15 protein-coding genes are annotated in these 17561 nt (G+C 72.3%); 5 read left to right on the plus strand and 10 right to left on the minus strand.

From position 1 onward, the window contains the following. The first annotated feature begins 229 nt into the window (after nt 1-229). On the plus strand, nt 230-1213 hold the full coding sequence (locus AB0F52_RS48055) for a LacI family DNA-binding transcriptional regulator (protein ID WP_360186170.1): 984 nt from the start codon (nt 230-232) through the stop codon (nt 1211-1213). Nucleotides 1214-1271: 58 nt separating this feature from the next. On the opposite strand, the gene AB0F52_RS48060 is transcribed toward AB0F52_RS48055, so the two are convergent. The 5 genes from AB0F52_RS48060 to AB0F52_RS48080 are packed head-to-tail and all read right to left on the minus strand — an operon-like array spanning nt 1272 to nt 6154. Next, nucleotides 1272-2516, minus strand: coding sequence for an FAD-binding protein (locus AB0F52_RS48060; protein ID WP_360186173.1), 1245 nt, complete (start codon nt 2514-2516; stop codon nt 1272-1274). A 35-nt stretch (nt 2517-2551) separates the two neighbouring features. After that, nucleotides 2552-3667 carry a serine hydrolase domain-containing protein gene (locus AB0F52_RS48065; RefSeq protein ID WP_360186175.1) on the minus strand — a complete coding sequence of 372 codons (1116 nt, stop codon included), beginning with the start codon at nt 3665-3667 and terminating at the stop codon, nt 2552-2554. 35 nt (nt 3668-3702) lie between these two features. Next, a complete protein-coding gene (locus AB0F52_RS48070; RefSeq protein WP_360186178.1) occupies nt 3703-4761 on the minus strand; it encodes an Lrp/AsnC family transcriptional regulator in 1059 nt (352 codons plus the stop codon). A gap of 50 nt (nt 4762-4811) precedes the next feature. Next, nucleotides 4812-5579, minus strand: a complete 768-nt coding sequence (locus AB0F52_RS48075) for a hypothetical protein (protein ID WP_360186181.1) — start codon at nt 5577-5579, stop codon at nt 4812-4814. After that, nucleotides 5576-6154 carry a papain-like cysteine protease family protein gene (locus AB0F52_RS48080; RefSeq protein ID WP_360186184.1) on the minus strand — a complete coding sequence of 193 codons (579 nt, stop codon included), beginning with the start codon at nt 6152-6154 and terminating at the stop codon, nt 5576-5578. Before AB0F52_RS48080 ends, AB0F52_RS48075 begins: the two co-directional genes overlap by 4 nt. Before the next feature lie 524 nt (nt 6155-6678). Between AB0F52_RS48080 and AB0F52_RS48085 the strand changes: the two genes are divergently transcribed. Together AB0F52_RS48085 and AB0F52_RS48090 are read left to right on the plus strand one after the other, a co-directional pair. Further along, complete coding sequence (locus AB0F52_RS48085; protein ID WP_360186187.1) at nt 6679-7245, plus strand: helix-turn-helix domain-containing protein; 567 nt, start codon at nt 6679-6681, stop codon at nt 7243-7245. Nucleotides 7246-7322: 77 nt separating this feature from the next. Beyond that, entirely contained in the window at nt 7323-8330 is a 1008-nt protein-coding gene (locus AB0F52_RS48090) for a medium chain dehydrogenase/reductase family protein (protein ID WP_360186190.1), read from the plus strand. Nucleotides 8331-8382: 52 nt separating this feature from the next. Here AB0F52_RS48090 and argG read toward each other — a convergent pair whose 3' ends face one another. Then, complete coding sequence (argG, locus tag AB0F52_RS48095; protein ID WP_103339106.1) at nt 8383-9828, minus strand: argininosuccinate synthase; 1446 nt, start codon at nt 9826-9828, stop codon at nt 8383-8385. A gap of 91 nt (nt 9829-9919) precedes the next feature. Between argG and AB0F52_RS48100 the strand changes: the two genes are divergently transcribed. After that, nucleotides 9920-10795, plus strand: coding sequence for an aminoglycoside phosphotransferase family protein (locus AB0F52_RS48100; protein ID WP_360186194.1), 876 nt, complete (start codon nt 9920-9922; stop codon nt 10793-10795). On the opposite strand, the gene AB0F52_RS48105 is transcribed toward AB0F52_RS48100, so the two are convergent. Genes AB0F52_RS48105 through AB0F52_RS48120 form a run of 4 tightly spaced genes read right to left on the minus strand, consistent with a single transcriptional unit; the run spans nt 10779 to nt 15986 of the window. Further along, the gene (locus tag AB0F52_RS48105) at nt 10779-11870 is read right to left on the minus strand and encodes a hypothetical protein (RefSeq protein WP_360186197.1); all 1092 of its coding nucleotides are present in this window, start codon (nt 11868-11870) and stop codon (nt 10779-10781) included. The genes AB0F52_RS48100 and AB0F52_RS48105 overlap by 17 nt on opposite strands. Nucleotides 11871-11929: 59 nt before the next feature. Next, nucleotides 11930-13633 carry a glycerol-3-phosphate dehydrogenase gene (glpD, locus tag AB0F52_RS48110; RefSeq protein WP_360186200.1) on the minus strand — a complete coding sequence of 568 codons (1704 nt, stop codon included), beginning with the start codon at nt 13631-13633 and terminating at the stop codon, nt 11930-11932. Between the two features lie 2 nt (nt 13634-13635). Continuing rightward, on the minus strand, nt 13636-15150 hold the full coding sequence (gene glpK / locus AB0F52_RS48115; protein WP_360186203.1) for a glycerol kinase GlpK: 1515 nt from the start codon (nt 15148-15150) through the stop codon (nt 13636-13638). A gap of 14 nt (nt 15151-15164) precedes the next feature. After that, nucleotides 15165-15986: an MIP/aquaporin family protein gene (locus tag AB0F52_RS48120; RefSeq protein ID WP_360186205.1), complete on the minus strand. Its 822-nt coding sequence runs from the start codon at nt 15984-15986 to the stop codon at nt 15165-15167. 257 nt (nt 15987-16243) lie between these two features. Between AB0F52_RS48120 and AB0F52_RS48125 the strand changes: the two genes are divergently transcribed. Next, nucleotides 16244-17011, plus strand: a complete 768-nt coding sequence (locus AB0F52_RS48125) for an IclR family transcriptional regulator (RefSeq protein ID WP_360186208.1) — start codon at nt 16244-16246, stop codon at nt 17009-17011. The last annotated feature ends 550 nt before the right edge of the window (nt 17012-17561 follow it).

Below are 17561 nucleotides of genomic sequence, written 5' to 3' on the forward strand. Positions count from 1 at the left end.
AACTTCCGGTCGTCACCGTAGGGTGTGCGCGACAAACGTGTCAATCATCAGGACGGTTGCGTCGAAATAGTCGAACGGCCGATGCTCCGAACGGCGTCCGCGTTTCCAGATAGCGCTTACTGGAATAGACCACTTCCGCCTGCAAGTCATGAAGACCGGTTTGCAGGATTTGTTGACAACGCACTCGGGGACTTTCCATGATGTTGTGCGAGCCTGCCGAGGAGTAGCCGTGACCGTGACGATTCACGACGTCGCCCGCCGGGCCAACGTGTCGATCTCGACCGTCTCGCGGGCGTTCACGTCCCCCGACCTGGTCCGGCAGCAGACCCGGACCCGGGTGCTGGCCGCGGCGCACGAGCTCGGCTACCACGCGGCCGGCACGCCGCAACCGGGGCCCGCGGTCCGCACCGGGCACATCGGGATCGTGGTCTCCGACCTGGGCAACCCGTTCTTCACCGGGGTGCTCAACGGCGTGCAGGCCCGCGCGCGCCAAGACGACATCGCGGTGCTGTTCGCCAACAGCGACGAGGACCCGGCGATGGAGCAGAACCTCGTCCGCCGGATGGCCAAGCAGGTCGACGGCGTGGTGCTGTGCAGCCCGAGCATGACCGACGACCAGCTGCGCGCGCTCGCCGGGCAGACCACCCTGGTGCTGCTCAACCGGGAGGTCCCCGGCATCCCGTCGATCGTGATGGACGCCGCGGACGGGATGCGCCAGGCGATCGAGCACCTGGCCGCGCTGGGCCACCGCCGGTGCGCCTACCTGGGTGGGCCGCGGGCGTCCTGGGCGAACCAGACCCGCAGGCTGGGCTTGGCGGAGACCGCGCAGAAGCACGGCACCGACGTGGTCGAGTTCGGCCCGTTCCCGCCGGTGTTCGAGGGCGGTCTACAGGGCGCGGACCTGGCGCTGGCGGCGGACGTGACGGCGATCGTCGCCTACAACGACCTGGTCGCCTTCGGCGCGCTGGCGCGGCTGAACGCCCGCGGGGTGCCGGTGCCGGACGAGGTCAGCCTGGTGGGCTTCGACGACTTGGTCTTCGCGGCGATCTCGGCACCCCCGCTGACGACGATCGCGATGCCGACGGAGGCGGCGGGCCGCGCGGCGGTGACGATCCTGCTGGGCCTGCTCGACGGCGAGGCCGACGAGCACACGACCCAGGTGCTGGACACCCACCTCATCGTCCGCGCCACCACGGCCCCGCCGTCGGGCTGACCACCCGCTCGGGGCCCGGCCGAGCGTCATGAATGACTCATTCATTGCGTCGGGTGGGTCAGGCGCCGAAGACGTTGCGGCTCAGGAAGGGATTGCGGAACTTGCCCTGCGGGTCGAGCCTCTCCGCCAGCGCCCGGAACTCGGCCAGCCGCGGGTACTCCCCCGGAATGCCGTGGAACAGCTTGCCCCAGTGCGGGCGGGCGCCGAACGGGGCCAGGCGCTCCTCGATGACCGGCAGCACCGCCTCCACCTCGGGCTGCCGCGGCTGCCAAGTGAAGTGCAGGGCCACCCGGTCGCCGCCGTGGCAGGGGCTCAGCCAGCGGTCGTCGCCCGCGATCGCGCGGATTTCCGAGACCAGCAGCAGCGGCGCGACGAGGTCGCCGATCTCGCGGACCGCCCGGATCGCGGCGGTGGCCGCGCTGTAGGGCACGAAGTACTCCGACTGCAGCTCGTCCCCGACGCTCGGGGTGAACGCCAGCGCGAAGTGCGGGAGCCGCTCGTGCCACGGGCCCGGCACCCCTTGCTGGGGCGTGCAGTTGTCCGCCGGGATGCCGGCGGCGTGTGCCGGATGGCGCGGACCGTCGGCGGGCACCGCGCCGAACAGGCCGGCGCGTTCGGTGAAATCGTCGACGCGGCTCTTGATCCACACCTGGTCGATCGCGTCGTTCGCCCAGTTCGTGAACATGCTGACGCTGTAGCCGGCGTCTTCGATTTCGTCGAAGTGCTCGTACGCGGCTTCCCACGGCAGGTCGTCGAAGACGTCTTGGCGGACGTCGAACGCCGGCACCACGTCGAGGGTCAGCCGGGTGACGACGCCGAACGCGCCGAGCCCGACGACCAGCCCGGGGAAGTCGGCGTCGGCGCGGGTGAACGTCCGCAGCTCACCGTCGGCGGTGACCAGCTCGAGGCCGGAGACGGCCGCGGCGAGACCGGGCTGCCGCCGCCCGGAGCCGTGGGTGCCGGTCGCGACGCTGCCCGCCACCGTGATGTGCGGCAGCGACGCCAGGTTCGACAGCGCGAACCCCGCGTTGTGCAGCTGCTGTGCGAAGTCGCCGTAGCGGGCCGATCCGCCGACCGTCACCGTGCCGTCGCCGATCTCGACTCCGGCGTCGAGGGCGCGCAGGTCCAGCAGCAGCCCGCCCGGGGAGTCGGCGATGTCGTTGAAGCAGTGCCGGCTCCCGAGGGCTTTGACGTGCGTCGCGGCCGCGACGGCGGCCCGCACCTCGTCGACCGTCCGCGGGGTCGTCACCGCGTCCGCGCCGTACGTGAGGTTCCCGGCCCAGTTCGACTCGCCCACCCGCATGTGTCCTTCCGCGTGCCCGATCTTCGTCTCGAACCCTACGCGGCCGCCGCTTGCCAGAAGTCCCGCATCCAGCGCGGCGGCACGGGGTTGTCCTCGCCGACCTGGGTGAGCAGGACGGCCACCGTGCCGGTGGCCGGGACGACGTGTGCGGCGGTGCCGGTGCCGCCGACCCAGCCGTACCGGCCCGGGACGTGCCAGGACTCGGTGACGGCGATGTCCACCGCGCCACCCATCCCCCACCCCTGGCCTTCGAGGAAGAGCGCGCCGATCTCGCGGTGCGCCGCGGTGGTGTGGTCGGTGGTCATCAGCCGGACGGCCTCGGGGGTGAGCACTCCGGCACCACCGGCCAGCAGCATGCGGCCGAACGCGACCCAGTCCCCGGCCGTCCCGGCGAGGCCGCCGTTGCCGAGCGGCAGCGCCGGCGTCGTGCGCCACTGGCCGTCCGGCGGATCGGCGAGCACCAGCCCGCCGGCGGTCTTCTTGTAGAAGGCGGTGGACCGGCCGGGTGCGGCCACGAAGCCGGTGTCGGTCATGCCCAGCGGGGCGAAGATCCGTTCGGCGAGGAACTCGGGGAAGGACTGTCCGGACGCGCGGGCGACGAGCAGGCCCTGGATCGTGGAACAGGTGTCGTACAGCCAGGCCTCTCCGGGCTGGTAGACGAGGGGCACCCGGGCGAGCCGCGCGAGCCAGACGCCGGGCTCGGGGAAGCTCTGCACCTCCCGGCCGTCGCCTTGCACGGGGAACAGCGCCTGCACGGCCGGGAGCGTGAAGTCCGACGGGAAGCCCCAGCCGGCCTGGCCGGTGAGGACGTCGAACACCGTGATCGGCCGCTTCGCCGGGACGACGTCGTCGAGCGGACCCGACGGCGTCCGCACGACCTTCGGCTCGGCCAGCTCGGGCAACCAGCGGCCGATCGGGTCGTCGAGGGCGAGCCGGCCGTCGTCCACCAGCACCAGCACGGCGGCCGCGGTGATCGGCTTGGTGATGGACGCGAACCGGAACAGCGTGTCTTCGGCCATCGGGCGGCTGCCCTCGACGTCGACCGAGCCGGCGGTCACGACCTCCCGCCGGCCGCCCCGGTCCACGATCGCCACCGCCCCGGGCAGCGTGCCGTCGTCGACGTAGCGGTGCAAAGTCTCGCGCAGGTTCATGATCCTCCCCCGGGGCCGGTCCGGCCGACGATACTTCAGCGAGCCGGGATGATCGCCTGGTGCGGCCCGCCGAGGCCGTGCGGGCTGAGCAGCCGGCCCATCCGCTTCGGCATCCGCAGCGTGATCGCGCGGTCGAGGACGCGCGCACCGGGGGCGGCTTCCGCCAGCCGCGTCTCGTAGGCCGGGCAGTCGGCCGGCACCCGCAGCCACGCCGACACGACGAGGTTGCCCTCCCCCACCACCGCCGCGGCGAGCCGGGTTTCCGGCAGCTGCGCGATCGCCGCCCCGGCGCGGTCGAGCTCCGTCGCGCGGGTGTCGAGGCGGTAGCCCGCGATCACCGGCCAGCCGGCCGGGACGTGCGCGAGGTCGCACCGGAAGTCGAGTTCGTGGTTGCGCAGCATCCGCGCCAACGTGCGCCGCACCGCCGACTCGCTCATCCCGCAGTCACGGGCCAGCACCGCGTAGCTGCGCCGCCCGTCCTCGCCCAGCGACTCCACCAGCGCGCGCAGGCCCCGGTCGTTCCACTGCTGCGGCACGACCAGCCGGGCCTGCACCGCGGTGTCGTCCAGCACCGCCCGCTGCTCGGGGGCGAGCGCGTCCACCAGCCAGCCGCTGCCCTCCCGGTAGACGCGGGTCGCGACGGCGAAGCGGACCTCGCGCACCCCGGGCAGGGTGCCGATGCGGCCGGTGACCAGCGCGTCCAGCGCGTCGAGATCGCGGGCGGCCAGGCCGAGGAACAACGCGAACCGGCTGGTCGTGCGCTCGACACTGAACACCGACGGCCAGCCGCACAGCTCGCGGGTCAGCTCGCTCAGCGCGTCCGGCCGGCAGGCGAGGTCGACGTAGCCGACCGTGGTCGTCGGCGGGGTGGAGTAGGCGGTGAGCCAGGCCAGCCCGGCGGCCTGCAGCCGCTCCCAGCGGCGGGCCGCCGTGGTCGCGTCGGTGCCGACGGCGGCGGCGATGCGCGTCCACGGCGCCCGTGGGTCGCGCTGGAGCGCCTCCACCAACGCGAGGTCCGACGCGCTCAACCCCGGGCGCGCCGCTTCCGGCGGCGCACCGGGCGAAACGGGCATGGCGCATTGTGACCTGGTCATGATCGGCTGCCAAGGGGCACGCCGGACGCGCCGGCGTGCCCCTCGCCGTCCTACTGGCGCCGCAGCCGCGGCACCACGGCCGCGCCCGCCGCCAGCACGAGGACACCGCCGAGCACGAACGGCAGCGCCGGCCCGTCGCCGGGGTCCGCCGCGGGCACCGCGCGTTCGCGGCCGCCGTAGCCACCGCCCGCGCCGTCGCGGTCGTAGGCCGAGCCCGGCAGCTTGTCCGCGTACCGCCCGTGCAGCGCCGTGCGGTAGTCCTGGAGGGACACCTTCGTGCCCGCGGCCAGGCCGGTGACCGAGCCGTCCAGGACCGTCACGACGTCGCCGTGCAGCGCGTACCAGGCGTTGACCTGCGGCTCGTGCAGGAGGTAGCCGCCGGCGGCGGCCTGGGCGTACTGCCGCTCGTAGTCGCCGGACGCGACGTTGACGACGGCCCACGCCGCGCCCTGGCGCTCCGCCCAGACGGTGGCGGCGGTGCCGTCGCCGGTCCGCGCCGGGACCGCGACGTAGGCGAGGGCGGCGGGGACGTCCGACTTCCCGGCGACGAAGGCCGCCGTCGGCTCGTAGACCGGCACCTGGGTCCGCGGGTCGGCGGCCTGCTGCGCCGCCGCGGCCGCCGCGTGGCTGCCCGGGAACTTCGTCGACGCAAGCCGGCCGAGCGTGGCCGGGCCGCTCGTGACCTGGCCGATGGCGGCGGTGTCGGCGGCGGTCGGCGCGCCGGCGGGCCCGTCCGCCGCGCTCGCGGCGCCGTCCGTGGTGAGCATCACGGCGCCGGCCAGAACGGCCACGCCCAGCACTTTCCGCAGCATGCTCATCCCTCGATCCCGTACAGCGTGTGGGTCCACTGGAACTGGCTGTTCGAGCGGTAGGTGTCGTAGTTCATCGAGTTGTAGCGGCTGTTGTTCGGCCACGGGTCGCCGTATTCGACCCGGGTGGTGCCGCTCGAATTGTCGTATCCGTAGAGCACGTGCATGTGGCCACCTCCGGAGCGCCAGCCGATGCGGGTGCCGACCGGCTTCCCGGCGTCGATCTGGGTTTTGACGCCGGTGAAGGAAAGCGTCTGGCCGCTCGAGTTGTACGTGCCGACGTTCGTGAAGCCGAGGTAGCGGAACACGCGCTGCTGGTCGGACAGGTAGCCCTGGTTGTTGGCGCAGTCGCTGCCGGATTCGTTGTGCGCGATCTGGCAGAACCGGGTCTGGGTCAGGGAGTATCCCCAATAGCCGGCGATCGTGTTACCGCTGGCGTCCCAGCACCACTGGTCCTTCTGCTGCGCCTGCATGGTGATTCCGAGATCGGTCCGCGCCGCGGCCGCGGCGGCCGGGGCCTGCAGCCCGACGACCGCGACCGAGAGCGCGGCGAGTCCACACAGGACTCTTGAGATGGTTTTCACGAAGTACTCCTCCAGCCGGTGACGATTCGACGTGGTGGCAGGGAATACTCCGCTCCCGGCACGGTGATCCGGTACCTACCAAGGGAGGATTGCGTTGCCGGGAAACGATTCCGGCGGATCCCGGCAGTTCCGGGACGCCGGATTCCGGCATCGCCACGGGGCCGCCGGACGGATTCCGGCGACCCCGTGGCGGCGGCTCAGGAAACGCGACACCGCGCCGCCCGCGGCGGGATCGGCGGGGATGTCGGCCCCGACCACGACGGTGACCGTCTGGTCGCCGACGAGCGGGAACCCGGCCCGGGCGGGTGAGCGTCTCTTCCGCCGGGCAACAGCAACTGACCCGGGCGGCGTGGGTGCCCCACCCATCACGCGAGAAGCCTCGCCAATCACGCGAGTTCTGCTTCAAGACACGCGAGTTCCAGGCCCGGATCACGCGAGTTCCGGGCCGGATCACGCGAGTTGCGGTTGCTCCTCCAGGCACGCGGCCGTTGCCTCGCCGCCAGAGTGAGTGTACAGTCACTCACATGACGAAACGTGGTGCCACGCTCTCCACCTCCGACGCCCGGCGGGACGCCGTCATCGAGGCGGCCATCGCCGAGTTCGCCGGCGGCTACCACAGCACGCCGATCAGCGCGGTGGCCGCCCGGGCCGACATCTCCCCCGCGTACGTCTTCAAGTTGTTCCCCGGCAAGGTTTCCCTGTTCGTCGCCGCGCTCGACCGGTGCTACGAACTCGTCGTCCACGCCCTCTCGAACGGCGCCGCCCGCGTCGAGGACGCCGACCCGGGGAAGATCCTGTACGAGATGGGCGACGCCTACGCGGAACTGATCGCCGACCGGAACCTGCTGATGCTGCAGGTGCACGCCCAGTCGGCAGCCGACACGCCCGAGATCGCCGACGCCGTCCGCCGCGGGCTGGCCAAGGTGACCGAATTCGCCCGCTCGCGCTCCGGGGCGGCCGACGACGAGGTGCAGCGGTTCATCGCCTACGGGCAGCTCTGCCACCTGATCGTCACCCTCGACCTGGACGAGCGCGCCGGCGAATGGGCCGCCGTGCTGTCCGCCGGCATCCGCCACCCCGGCAAGAACTGAAACCCCGGCCCGCCCCGGGCCGTTTTTCTCGCCCGTCGAGTGATTGACCAGTCACTCACACCCTGGAAGGAACCACCTTGAACGTCACCGAGATCGTCCTCCCCGGCCTCGTCGAACCGGACGGCCTGCGCGTCGGACACCGCGAGCTGCCGCCCCTGGGCGCCGGCGAAGCCCTGATCCGCGTCGAGGCCACCGGAATCTCGTTCGCCGAACAGCAGATGCGGCGCGGCAAGTACTACGACCAGCCGCCGTTCCCGTTCGTCCCCGGCTACGACGTCGTCGGCACGGTGCTCGAAGCCGCGGACCCCGCCCTGATCGGCCGCCGCGTGGCCGCCATGACCAAGATCGGCGGGTGGAGCAGCCACCTCGCCGTCCCCGCCGCCGACCTGGTACCGGTGCCCGACGGCCTGGACGCCGCCGAGGCGGAAACCTTCGTCGTCAACGGCATCACGGCGTACCAGATGCTGCACCGGTGGGCGAAGGTGCGCACCGGCGGCACGATCCTGGTCCACGGCGCGAGCGGCGGCGTCGGCACCACCCTCGTGCAGCTCGCCCGCGCGGCCGGGATCCGGGTGATCGGCACGGCGTCGGCTCGCAACCTCGACGTCGTGACCGCGCTCGGCGCCACCGCCGTGGACTACCGCGGCGACGTCCCGGCCCGGGTGCGCGCGCTGGCGCCCGGCGGGGTCGACGCCGTCTTCGACCACGTCGGCGGCCCCGGCATCGTCGATTCGTTCCGCCTGCTCGCCCCGGGCGGCGCCCTGGTCGCCTACGGCAGCGCGTCGACCGTGCACACCGGGGGCAACCCGAAGCGCGCCGTGCTGAAACTCCTCGCGCGGCTGCTGTGGTGGAACGCGGTGCCGAACCGCCGCCGGGCGCACTTCTACAACGTCTGGGGCGGCAAGCGGAACCTCGCGCGGTTCCGCGCCCGCCTGGCCGAAGACCTGACCGCGGTCTTCGAGCTGGCTGTGAAGGGACAGCTCAAGGCGCAGGTGGCTGCCCGGATTCCGCTGGCCGAAGCCGCGAAAGCCCTGGCGCTGGCCGAATCCGGCACGGTGACCGGCAAGGTCGTGCTCGTCCCCTGAAACGCACCGAAGGCCACCACGGCGAGCGTGGTGGCCTTCGGGTCGTGAGCGATCAGTCCGTGCCGAACTCCATCGCGGCGTTGTCGAGCAGCTCGACGTCGTCGGTCTTGCCGCGCGAGGCGATCACCTCCGCGCCGCCCTCGGGCATCGCGCCGATCAGGCCGGTCGACGCGGCCTGGGCGGCGCCGATCAGCTTCGGGTTCGAGCCACCGACCATGCCGAGGCTCGCGTACTGCTCCAGCTTCGCCCGCGAGTCGGCGATGTCCAGGTTGCGCATGGTCAGCTGGCCGATCCGGTCGACCGGGCCGAACGCCGAGTCCTCGGTCCGCTCCATCGACAGCTTGTCCGGGTGGTAGCTGAACGCCGGGCCGGTCGTGTCGATGATCGAGTAGTCCTCGCCGCGGCGCAGCCGCAGGGTGACCTCGCCGGTGATCGCGGTGCCGACCCAGCGCTGCAGCGACTCGCGCAGCATCATCGCCTGCGGGTCCAGCCAGCGGCCCTCGTACATCAGCCGGCCGAGCTGCCGCCCGTGGTTGTGGTAGCTGGCGAGGGTGTCCTCGTTGTGGATGGCGTTGACGAGCCGCTCGTAGGCCGCGTGCAGCAGGGCCATGCCCGGTGCCTCGTAGATGCCGCGGCTCTTGGCCTCGATGATCCGGTTCTCGATCTGGTCGGACATGCCGAGCCCGTGCCGGCCGCCGATGGCGTTGGCCTCGAGGACGAGGTCGACGGCGGTGGCGAACTCCTTGCCGTTGATCGTCACCGGCCGGCCCTGCTCGAAGCCGACCGTGACGTCCTCGGCCGGGATCTCGACCTCGGGGTCCCAGAACGCCACGCCCATGATCGGCTTGACGATCTCGATGCCGGTGTCCAGGTGCTCCAGCGACTTGGCCTCGTGCGTGGCGCCCCAGATGTTGGCGTCGGTCGAGTACGCCTTTTCGGTGCTGTCGCGGTAGGGCAGGTCGTGCGCGAGCAGCCACTCGGACATCTCCTTGCGGCCGCCGAGCTCGGTCACGAAGTCCGCGTCGAGCCACGGCTTGTAGATGCGCAGGGAGGGGTTGGCCAGCAGGCCGTAGCGGTAGAACCGCTCGATGTCGTTGCCCTTGTAGGTGGAGCCGTCGCCCCAGATCTGGACGTCGTCCTCGAGCATCGCGCGCACCAGCAGCGTGCCGGTGACCGCGCGGCCGAGCGGGGTGGTGTTGAAGTAGCTGCGGCCGCCGGTGCGGATGTGGAACGCGCCGCACGTCAGCGCCGCGAGCCCCTCCTCGACCAGTGCTTCCCGGCAGTCGACCAGCCGGGCGATCTCGGCGCCGTACTGGCCGGCGCGCCCGGGCACCGAATCGATGTCGGGCTCGTCGTACTGGCCGATGTCGGCGGTGTAGGTGCAGGGGACCGCGCCTTTGTCGCGCATCCACGCGACCGCTACGGAAGTGTCGAGGCCACCGGAGAAGGCGATACCGACACGCTCGCCGACGGGCAGGGAAGTGAGCACCTTGGACATGCGAATGATTATGCACGGCGATGCATCGTCGTGCAATCCGGGGTGCTCCGGCTCACGAAAACCCCGTTGACGTGCGTGGTTCGGTGCTCACATGGGCCGCATGCACGCCGACGAGCACGCCATCGACACAGCGCTGGTCCGACGGCTGGTGCGCGGCCAGTTCCCGGAGTGGGCGGACCTGCCGGTCACTCCCCTGCCCTCCGGCGGCACGGTCAACGCGGTGTACCGCCTGGACAGCTCGCTGACCGTCCGGCTGCCGCTCACCGCGGGCGGCGCCGACGACATCACGAAGGAACGCCGGGTCCTCGGCACCCTCGGTGAGCTGCCGGTGGCGGTCCCGGCCGTCGTCGCGGTCGGCGAACCCGCCCAGGGGTACCCGTGGCCGTGGGCGGTGCACGGCTGGCTCGACGGCTCACCGGCTTTCGAAGACCGCGCGGCTCACGGCCTGGCGGAGTTCGTCCTCGCGCTGCGGGCCCACCAGGCGGACGGCCCCCCGGCCTCCCGCGGGCGACCGCTGTCCACCGTGGACACGGCCACCCGCGGGGCGATCGAGGAGCTGCGCCGCACCGACGAGGCCTTCGACGCCGACGCGGCGCACGCCGCCTGGTCCGAGGCGCTCGACGCTCCACAGTGGACCGGCCCGCCGTGCTGGGTGCACGGGGACCTGATGCCGAGCAACCTCCTGCTGCGCGACGACCGGCTGGCCGGGGTCCTCGACTGGGCGACCGCGGGTCTCGGCGACCCGGCGGCCGACTTGATCCCGGCGTGGAACCTGCTGACCGCGGAGACCAGGCCCACCTTCCGCGACGCCGTGGCCCCCGACGACGCCACCTGGGCCCGCGGCCGCGGCCGGGCGCTGTCGATGGCCGTGATCCAGCTGCCGTACTACCGGCACACGAACGCGGTCATCTCGGCCAACGCCCGGTACGTGCTCACCGAGCTGGGCGTGCTCACCAGGTGCCGATGAACGGCAGGTCCCACCGCAAGGCGTGCAAGTTCCGGCTCAGGACCGTGCAGCCGCCCGTGACCGCGCCGCGGTCGTTGAGGTCATCGGCGCCGCACCAGGCGTACTCCGTCAGCGGCCGCAGAGCGGTGAGCCCGCCGCCGGGCCCCCACACGAACTCCGCGCCGCCGATTTCCACGAGCGCGCTGCCCGTGTCGTTCGCGGTGGTGAACCGGGTCCACGCGCCGTCCGGGTTCGGGTGCACGGTCAGCTGCCCGGCCGTGTTCCAGCGGGCCAGGTGCCTGATGCCGTCCCCCGCCTCCACGGTGCCGTAGATCGTCCCGTCCGCGCCGATCTCCGCCGCCGTGCTGGACTTCCACGTGGTGTCGAGCACGGTCAGGTGTCCCGCCGCATCCCACCTCGCGGCGTGGACGCCGCTCGAGCCGACGACCGTGCCCGCGTTGTCGAGGTCGGCGGGCGTGCCGCCGCCTTCCAACGGCACGAGGTTGCCAGCCGGGTCCCAGTACTTCGACTCCCCCTGGTCCGAACCGAGGACCGCCCCCGCGTCGTTGATCGCGAAGCCGCGGCCGGAGCCGAGGGCCGTGACCGTGCCCCGGGTCGTGTCCCACTTCACCGCCGTGTCCGAAGCCGAAGCGCCGTAGGAATACCCGACGGCGATGCCGTGGGCGTTGCTCGCGGCCACGCTGGAAGACGGGTAGCCCGGCACCGGCGGCAGGTCCACCGGCACCCCGGACGCGCCCCAGAGCGTCGCCCGCCCGGCGGACTCAATGGCCAGCATCGAGTCCCCGAGCGCCACCCCGTCCTCGGTGATCGCGGCGGGTACGACCGACGTGTAGCCCGGTTGCGGCGGCAGCTCGGTGATCCGGCCGGCCGCGTCCCACCGGGCCCCGCGCGGGTTGTTCGCCTTGTCGAACGCCATCCCGAACACCGTTCCGTCGTTCGACACGAAATCCCCGTAGCTGGTCAGTCCCCCGGGCAGCGTGCCCAGGTCGACCGGGGCGACCGGTTCGTCCGCACCGGCCGGGACCGCGGTGAGCACCAGCGCCACCGCCGCCGTCGCGAGAACACCTCTGAACATCCCTGTTCCTCCCCTTCAGGTCGGTTCCGGGGTGTTCACGCGCGACGGCGGTGACCGGTTTAGCCCGGCAGCAGCGCCGGGGCCGCGAGGCGGGTGGCGTTCGCCGCCGCGTCGTCCGGGGCTTCCTGGGCCGACCGCTCCGCCTCCACCCGGGCCAGGTAGTTGGCCACCTCGCGGCCGGTCCGGTGCGTGTCCCAGCCCAGCAGCGGGGCGATCAGCCCGGCCACGACGGGCGCCGCCGCGACACCGCGGTCACGCTCCTCGATCGAGATGCGCGTCCGCCGCGTGAGCACGTCCTCCAGGTGCAACGCGCCCTCGTGGGAGACCGCGTAGACGGCCTCCACGCGGAGGTACTCCGACGTCTCCGTGATCGGCTCCCCGAGCGACGGCTCCTCCTCGATCAGCTCCAGGAGGTTCCAGATCCGCGTGCCGTACCGCTGCAGCAGGTGCTCGACGCGGGCCAGCGGCAGCCCCGCCTTCGCGGCCACGCCGAACCGGTCCGCCCACAGCTCGTGGTAGCCCTCGGCGCCGGCGATCGGGAGCCGGTCGGTCCACGACGGCGGCGCCGGGCGGCCGAGCTCCTCGACCACGACGTCGACCGCGTCCGCGGCCATCACCCGGTACGTCGTGTACTTGCCCCCGGCCACGATGACCAGGCCCGGCACCGGGTGCGCCACCGCGTGCTCCCGCGACAGCTTCGTCGTCGCGGCCGCCTTCGCCGCCAGCAGCGGGCGGAGTCCGGCGTAGACGCCCTCGATGTCGTCGTGCGTCACGGGGGTGCGCAGGACGGCGTTGAGGTGTTCGAGCACGTAGTCGACGTCCGCGCGGCTCGCCGCCGGGTGCTCGCGGTCGAGGTCCCACTCGGTGTCGGTGGTGCCGACGATCCAGTGCCGTCCCCACGGGATGACGAACAGCACGCTCTTCTCGGTGCGCAGGATCAGCCCGGTGTCGAGGTCGATCTTTTCGCGCGGCACCACCAGGTGGATGCCCTTCGACGCGCGGACGGTGAACGGCGCGGGGATCCCGGCCGCCTCCGCCATGTCGTCGCTCCACACCCCCGTCGCGGCGACCACGGTGCGCGCGCGGATCTCGAATTCGATCCCGCTCTCGCGGTCCACGACTTTCGCCCCGACGACCCGCTCGCCGTCGCGAAGCAGCGAAGTGACGCGAGCCCGCGTGAGCACCGAAGCGCCCTGCTCGGCGGCCGTCCGCGCGATCGTCATCGTGTGGCGGGCGTCGTCGACCTGGGCGTCGTAGTACTGGATCGCCCCGATCAGCGCGTCGTCCGCGAGCGCCGGGGCCGCCTTGAAGGCGCCCCGCTTCGACAGGTGCCGGTGCCGCGGCAGCGCGCGGGCGCCGCCGAGGGTGTCGTACAACGTGACGCCGGCGCCGATGTAGCCGCGCTCCCACACCCGGTGCTGCAGCGGGACCAGGAACTTGACCGGCCGCACCAGGTGCGGGGCCAGCGTCTGCAGCAGCAGCCCGCGTTCCTTGAGCGCTTCGCGCACCAGCTTGAAGTCCAGCTGCTCCAGGTAGCGCAGGCCGCCGTGGATCAGCTTGGACGACCGGCTGGACGTGCCGGCGGCGAAGTCGCGGGCCTCGACCAGCGCGGTCGACAGCCCCCGGGACGCGGCGTCGAGCGCGACGCCGGCCCCGGTCACTCCCCCGCCGACGACGAGCACGTCGACCTCTTCGTTCACCAGTTTCCGCAACGTTTCCGCGCGGTACTGCGGGGAAAGCGGGGTCACGGTGTTCCTCCTCATCGTCACTGCACGTCGACCCAGTCGAGCGTGCGCCCGACGGCCTTCTGCCAGCCCGCGTAGCCCTCGGCGCGCTGTTCGTCGCTCCAGGACGGCGTCCAGCGCTTGTCCTCGTTCCAGTTCTGCTCGAGCTCGTCGGTCGACTTCCAGAACCCGACGGCCAGCCCGGCCGCGTAGGCGGCGCCGAGCGCGGTGGTCTCGGCGACGACCGGCTTCGACACCGGCACGCCGAGGATGTCCGCCTGCAGCTGCATGCACAGCTCGTTGGCCGTGACGCCGCCGTCCACCCGCAGCACGTCCAGCGTCACGCCGGAGTCGTTCTGCATCGCCTCGACGACGTCGCGGGTCTGGTAGCAGATCGCTTCCAGGGTCGCGCGGGCCAGGTGAGCGTTGGTCGTGGCGCGGGTGAGGCCGACGATCGCGCCGCGGGCGTCCGAACGCCAGTACGGCGCGAACAGGCCGGAGAACGCCGGGACGAAGTAGATGCCGCCGTTGTCCTCGACCTGGCGGGCCAGGCTTTCGCTCTGGGACGCACCGCTGATGATGCCCAGCTGGTCGCGCAGCCACTGCACCGCGGAACCGGTGACCGCGATCGAGCCTTCCAGCGCGTAGACCGGCTTGTCGTCGCCGAACTGGTAGCACAGGGTCGTGAGCAGTCCGTGCTTCGAGCGGACGAGCTCCTGGCCGGTGTTGAGCAGCAGGAAGTTGCCGGTGCCGTAGGTGTTCTTGGCCTCGCCGGGCCGGAAGCAGACCTGGCCGACGGTGGCGGCCTGCTGGTCGCCGAGGACGCCGGTGATGGCGACCTCGCCGCCGAGCGGGCCGTCGGCGCGGGTGGTGCCGAAGCCCGGGTTCGACGAGGGCCGGATCGCCGGGAGCATCTGCCGCGGGACGTTGAAGAACGACAGCAGTTCGTCGTCCCAGTCGAGGGTCTCGAGGTCCATCAGCATGGTGCGGGAGGCGTTGGTCGGGTCGGTGACGTGGACGCCGCCGTCCGGGCCGCCGGTGAGGTTCCAGATCAGCCACGAGTCCGTGGTGCCGAAAAGCGCGTCACCCTTCTCGGCGTCCTCGCGCACGCCTTCGACGTTCTCGAGGATCCACTGCAGCTTGCCGCCGGAGAAGTAGGTGGCGGGCGGCAGGCCGGCCTTGCGGCGGATGACGTCGCCCTTGCCCTCGCGCTCGAGCGCGGAGGCGATCCGGTCGGTGCGGGTGTCCTGCCAGACGATGGCGTTGTGGTACGGGCGGCCGGTGCGGCGGTTCCACACGACGGTGGTCTCGCGCTGGTTGGTGATGCCGAGCGCGGCCAGGTCGCCCACGGTCAGGTTCGCCTTGTTCAGCGCGGTCGCGATGACCGAGCGGGTGCGTTCCCAGATCTCGGTGGCGTCGTGCTCGACCCAGCCCGGCTTGGGCAGGATCTGCTCGTGCTCGAGCTGGTGGCGGGCGATCTCGTTGCCGCCGTGGTCGAAGATCATGAAGCGGGTGCTGGTGGTGCCCTGGTCTACGGCGCCGACGAAGTCCGGCATGGTCGTGCTCCTACTCAGTTGGCGGGCTCGAAGTCCTTGGCGGGCATGGCGTCCAGCGGGTCCCCGGCGGGCAGGTGCCGCTCGATCAGGTACTTGTAGATCGCGCCGCCGATGACCGCGCCGATGACCGGCGCCACGATCGGGATCCACCAGTACGGGAAGCCGTACTGGTCGGTGAACGCCGTGTCGTAGCCGGTCAGCCAGGAGGCCAGGCGCGGGCCGAAGTCGCGGGCGGGGTTGATCGCGTACCCGGCGTTCGTGCCCCAGGCCATGCCGATGGCGACGACGAGGAAGCCGACGACGACCGGGGCCAGGTTCGCGCCCGGCGAGGTGTTGCGGAGGTCGGTGATGGCGAAGATCACCAGGACGAGGATCGCGGTGCCGATGATCTGGTCGCGGAAGGCACCCCAGTCACCCACCGGAAGCGTGCCGTTACCCGGAAGGGTGGAGAACACACCCTGGGTCTTGATCGTCAGGCCCGGGTCCTTGGCGTTGAGGACCTCGGTGTAGTTCCACCGCACCAGCATCGCGGCCAGGAACGCGCCGGCCGTCTGGGCCAGGGCGTAGGGGGCGACCTTGCGCCACTCGAAGCCCTTGAACACCGCCAAGGCGATGGTCACGGCCGGGTTCAGGTGCGCGCCGCTGATCCGCGAAGCGACGTAAACACCGAGCGTCACGCCGAGGCCCCAGGCCCAGGCGATGCTGTCGTGGTCCCCGATGCCCGCGGCGACCACCTGCGCCACCACGCCACACCCGAACAGGATGAGGATCATCGTTCCCACGAACTCGGCGGCCATCTCGCCGCCGAGTCCGCGGGCCTTGAGGCTTCGCACCATTGCTTTCCTCCACAAAGGACCTTGTCCCCCTACTGGTGGAGTGAAGTTAAGTTCGCATTTCAGGCCGGTCAACGGACGGCGGTCGGCATTGTCGAACGGCCGGAGTGGATGTTCGACATTGTCGAATCTGGGCCGGTCAGGTTACCAATCCGGCCGAAAGCAGGCGGACACGAACTGGAGCGAACTTGCTCAACGGGGGCCTGTTCCGCCGTGACTGCCGGTCGGATTGGTAACGATCGGTACAGTAGGGTCGCGCCGTGCCCGGTCCGATCCAGTCCATCGAGCGCGCCGCCGCGATCCTGCGGTTGCTGGCGCGCGGCTCGGGGCGTCTGGGCGTCGGCGAGATCGCCGACGCCCTCGAGCTGGCGAAGGGCACCGCGCACGGGATCCTGCGCACGCTGCAGGGCGTCGGGTTCGTCGAGCAGGACCGCGACACGGGCAAGTACCAGCTCGGCGCGGCGCTGCTGCACCTGGGCACGAGCTACCTCGACGTCAACGAGCTGCGCTCCCGGGCGATCAACTGGGCCGACGCCCTGGCCTCGCGCAGCGGCGAGGCGGTCCGGATCGGCGCGCCGCTGGAAGGCCGGGTGCTGGTCGTGCACCACGTGTTCCGGCCGGACGACAGCCTGCAGACCCTCGACGTCGGCACGCTGCTGCCGCTGCACGCGACCGCGCTGGGCAAGGTCCTGCTGGCCTACGACACGACTCTCGTGGCATCGTTGCGCACCGGCGAACCGGAGGCCTACACCCGCCGGACCCTGGTCACCCAGACCGCGATCAAGCGCGCGTGCGCCAAGGTCCGCGAGGCGGGCTGGGCCGCGGAGAACGGCGAGATGATCTCGGGCGAGGCCGGCATCGCGGCCCCGATCCGCGGCCACGGCGGCATCGTGGTCGGCGCGCTCGGGGTGTCCGGCGCGGTGGAGCGGATCTGCGAGCCGGACGGCAGCCCGAGCGTCCGGCTGCTGGGCCACGTCCGCGACGCGGCGCGGGCGGTTTCGCGGGACCTGGGGGCGTCCCGATGGTGAAGGAGGAGGCGAGCGTGACCCGCCCACGGCACGGCCGGCACCCCGCGAGCCCGGCCGGCACCCGGCTCCGGCCGCCGGCGCGCGCCCGGGCCGGCGCGATCCGCTCCTGGCTGCCGCGGCCCACCGCCGGCCCTACCTCACAGCTTCCGCCGCCGGGACTCGCCGCCCGCCCTCAGCTTCCGCGGCCCACGGCCGCCCCCGCAGCACAGCTACGCTCGCCGAGGCCGGGTCCCGCCGTCGCCACCCGGCTTCCGCGGCCCGCGGCCGGCCCGGCCGCTCAGCTTCCCTCGCCGGGTCTCGCCGCCACCACCCAGCTCCGGCCACCCGTGCCCGGCCCCGCCGCACAGCTTCCGCCGGCGCCCGCCCAGGCCGGCGCCGCCCGCCCCCCGCTTCCGCAGCCCACCGCCGGCCCCACCCCACAGCCTCCATCGCCGGGACTCGCCGCCCGCCCTCAGCTTCCGCGGCCCACGGCCGCCCCCGCCGCACAGCTTCCGCCGGCGCCCGCCCGGGCCGGCGCCGCCCGCCCCCGGCTTCCGTGGCCCACCGCCGG

The sequence above is a fragment of the Amycolatopsis sp. NPDC024027 genome, from assembly GCF_040638975.1.
Taxonomy (GTDB): Bacteria; Actinomycetota; Actinomycetes; order Mycobacteriales; family Pseudonocardiaceae; genus Amycolatopsis.

Excerpts from the sequence above, each read along its gene's own strand:
- AB0F52_RS48060 (WP_360186173.1), bottom strand. The coding sequence starts at position 2,516 with ATGCGGGTGGGCGAGTCGAACTGGGCCGGGAACCTCACGTACGGCGCG.
- AB0F52_RS48065 (WP_360186175.1), bottom strand. The coding sequence starts at position 3,667 with ATGAACCTGCGCGAGACTTTGCACCGCTACGTCGACGACGGCACGCTG.
- AB0F52_RS48070 (WP_360186178.1), bottom strand. The coding sequence starts at position 4,761 with ATGACCAGGTCACAATGCGCCATGCCCGTTTCGCCCGGTGCGCCGCCG.
- AB0F52_RS48075 (WP_360186181.1), bottom strand. The coding sequence starts at position 5,579 with ATGAGCATGCTGCGGAAAGTGCTGGGCGTGGCCGTTCTGGCCGGCGCC.
- AB0F52_RS48085 (WP_360186187.1), top strand. The coding sequence starts at position 6,679 with ATGACGAAACGTGGTGCCACGCTCTCCACCTCCGACGCCCGGCGGGAC.
- argG (WP_103339106.1), bottom strand. The coding sequence starts at position 9,828 with ATGTCCAAGGTGCTCACTTCCCTGCCCGTCGGCGAGCGTGTCGGTATC.
- AB0F52_RS48100 (WP_360186194.1), top strand. The coding sequence starts at position 9,920 with ATGGGCCGCATGCACGCCGACGAGCACGCCATCGACACAGCGCTGGTC.
- AB0F52_RS48105 (WP_360186197.1), bottom strand. The coding sequence starts at position 11,870 with ATGTTCAGAGGTGTTCTCGCGACGGCGGCGGTGGCGCTGGTGCTCACC.
- glpD (WP_360186200.1), bottom strand. The coding sequence starts at position 13,633 with ATGAGGAGGAACACCGTGACCCCGCTTTCCCCGCAGTACCGCGCGGAA.
- glpK (WP_360186203.1), bottom strand. The coding sequence starts at position 15,150 with ATGCCGGACTTCGTCGGCGCCGTAGACCAGGGCACCACCAGCACCCGC.
- AB0F52_RS48120 (WP_360186205.1), bottom strand. The coding sequence starts at position 15,986 with ATGGTGCGAAGCCTCAAGGCCCGCGGACTCGGCGGCGAGATGGCCGCC.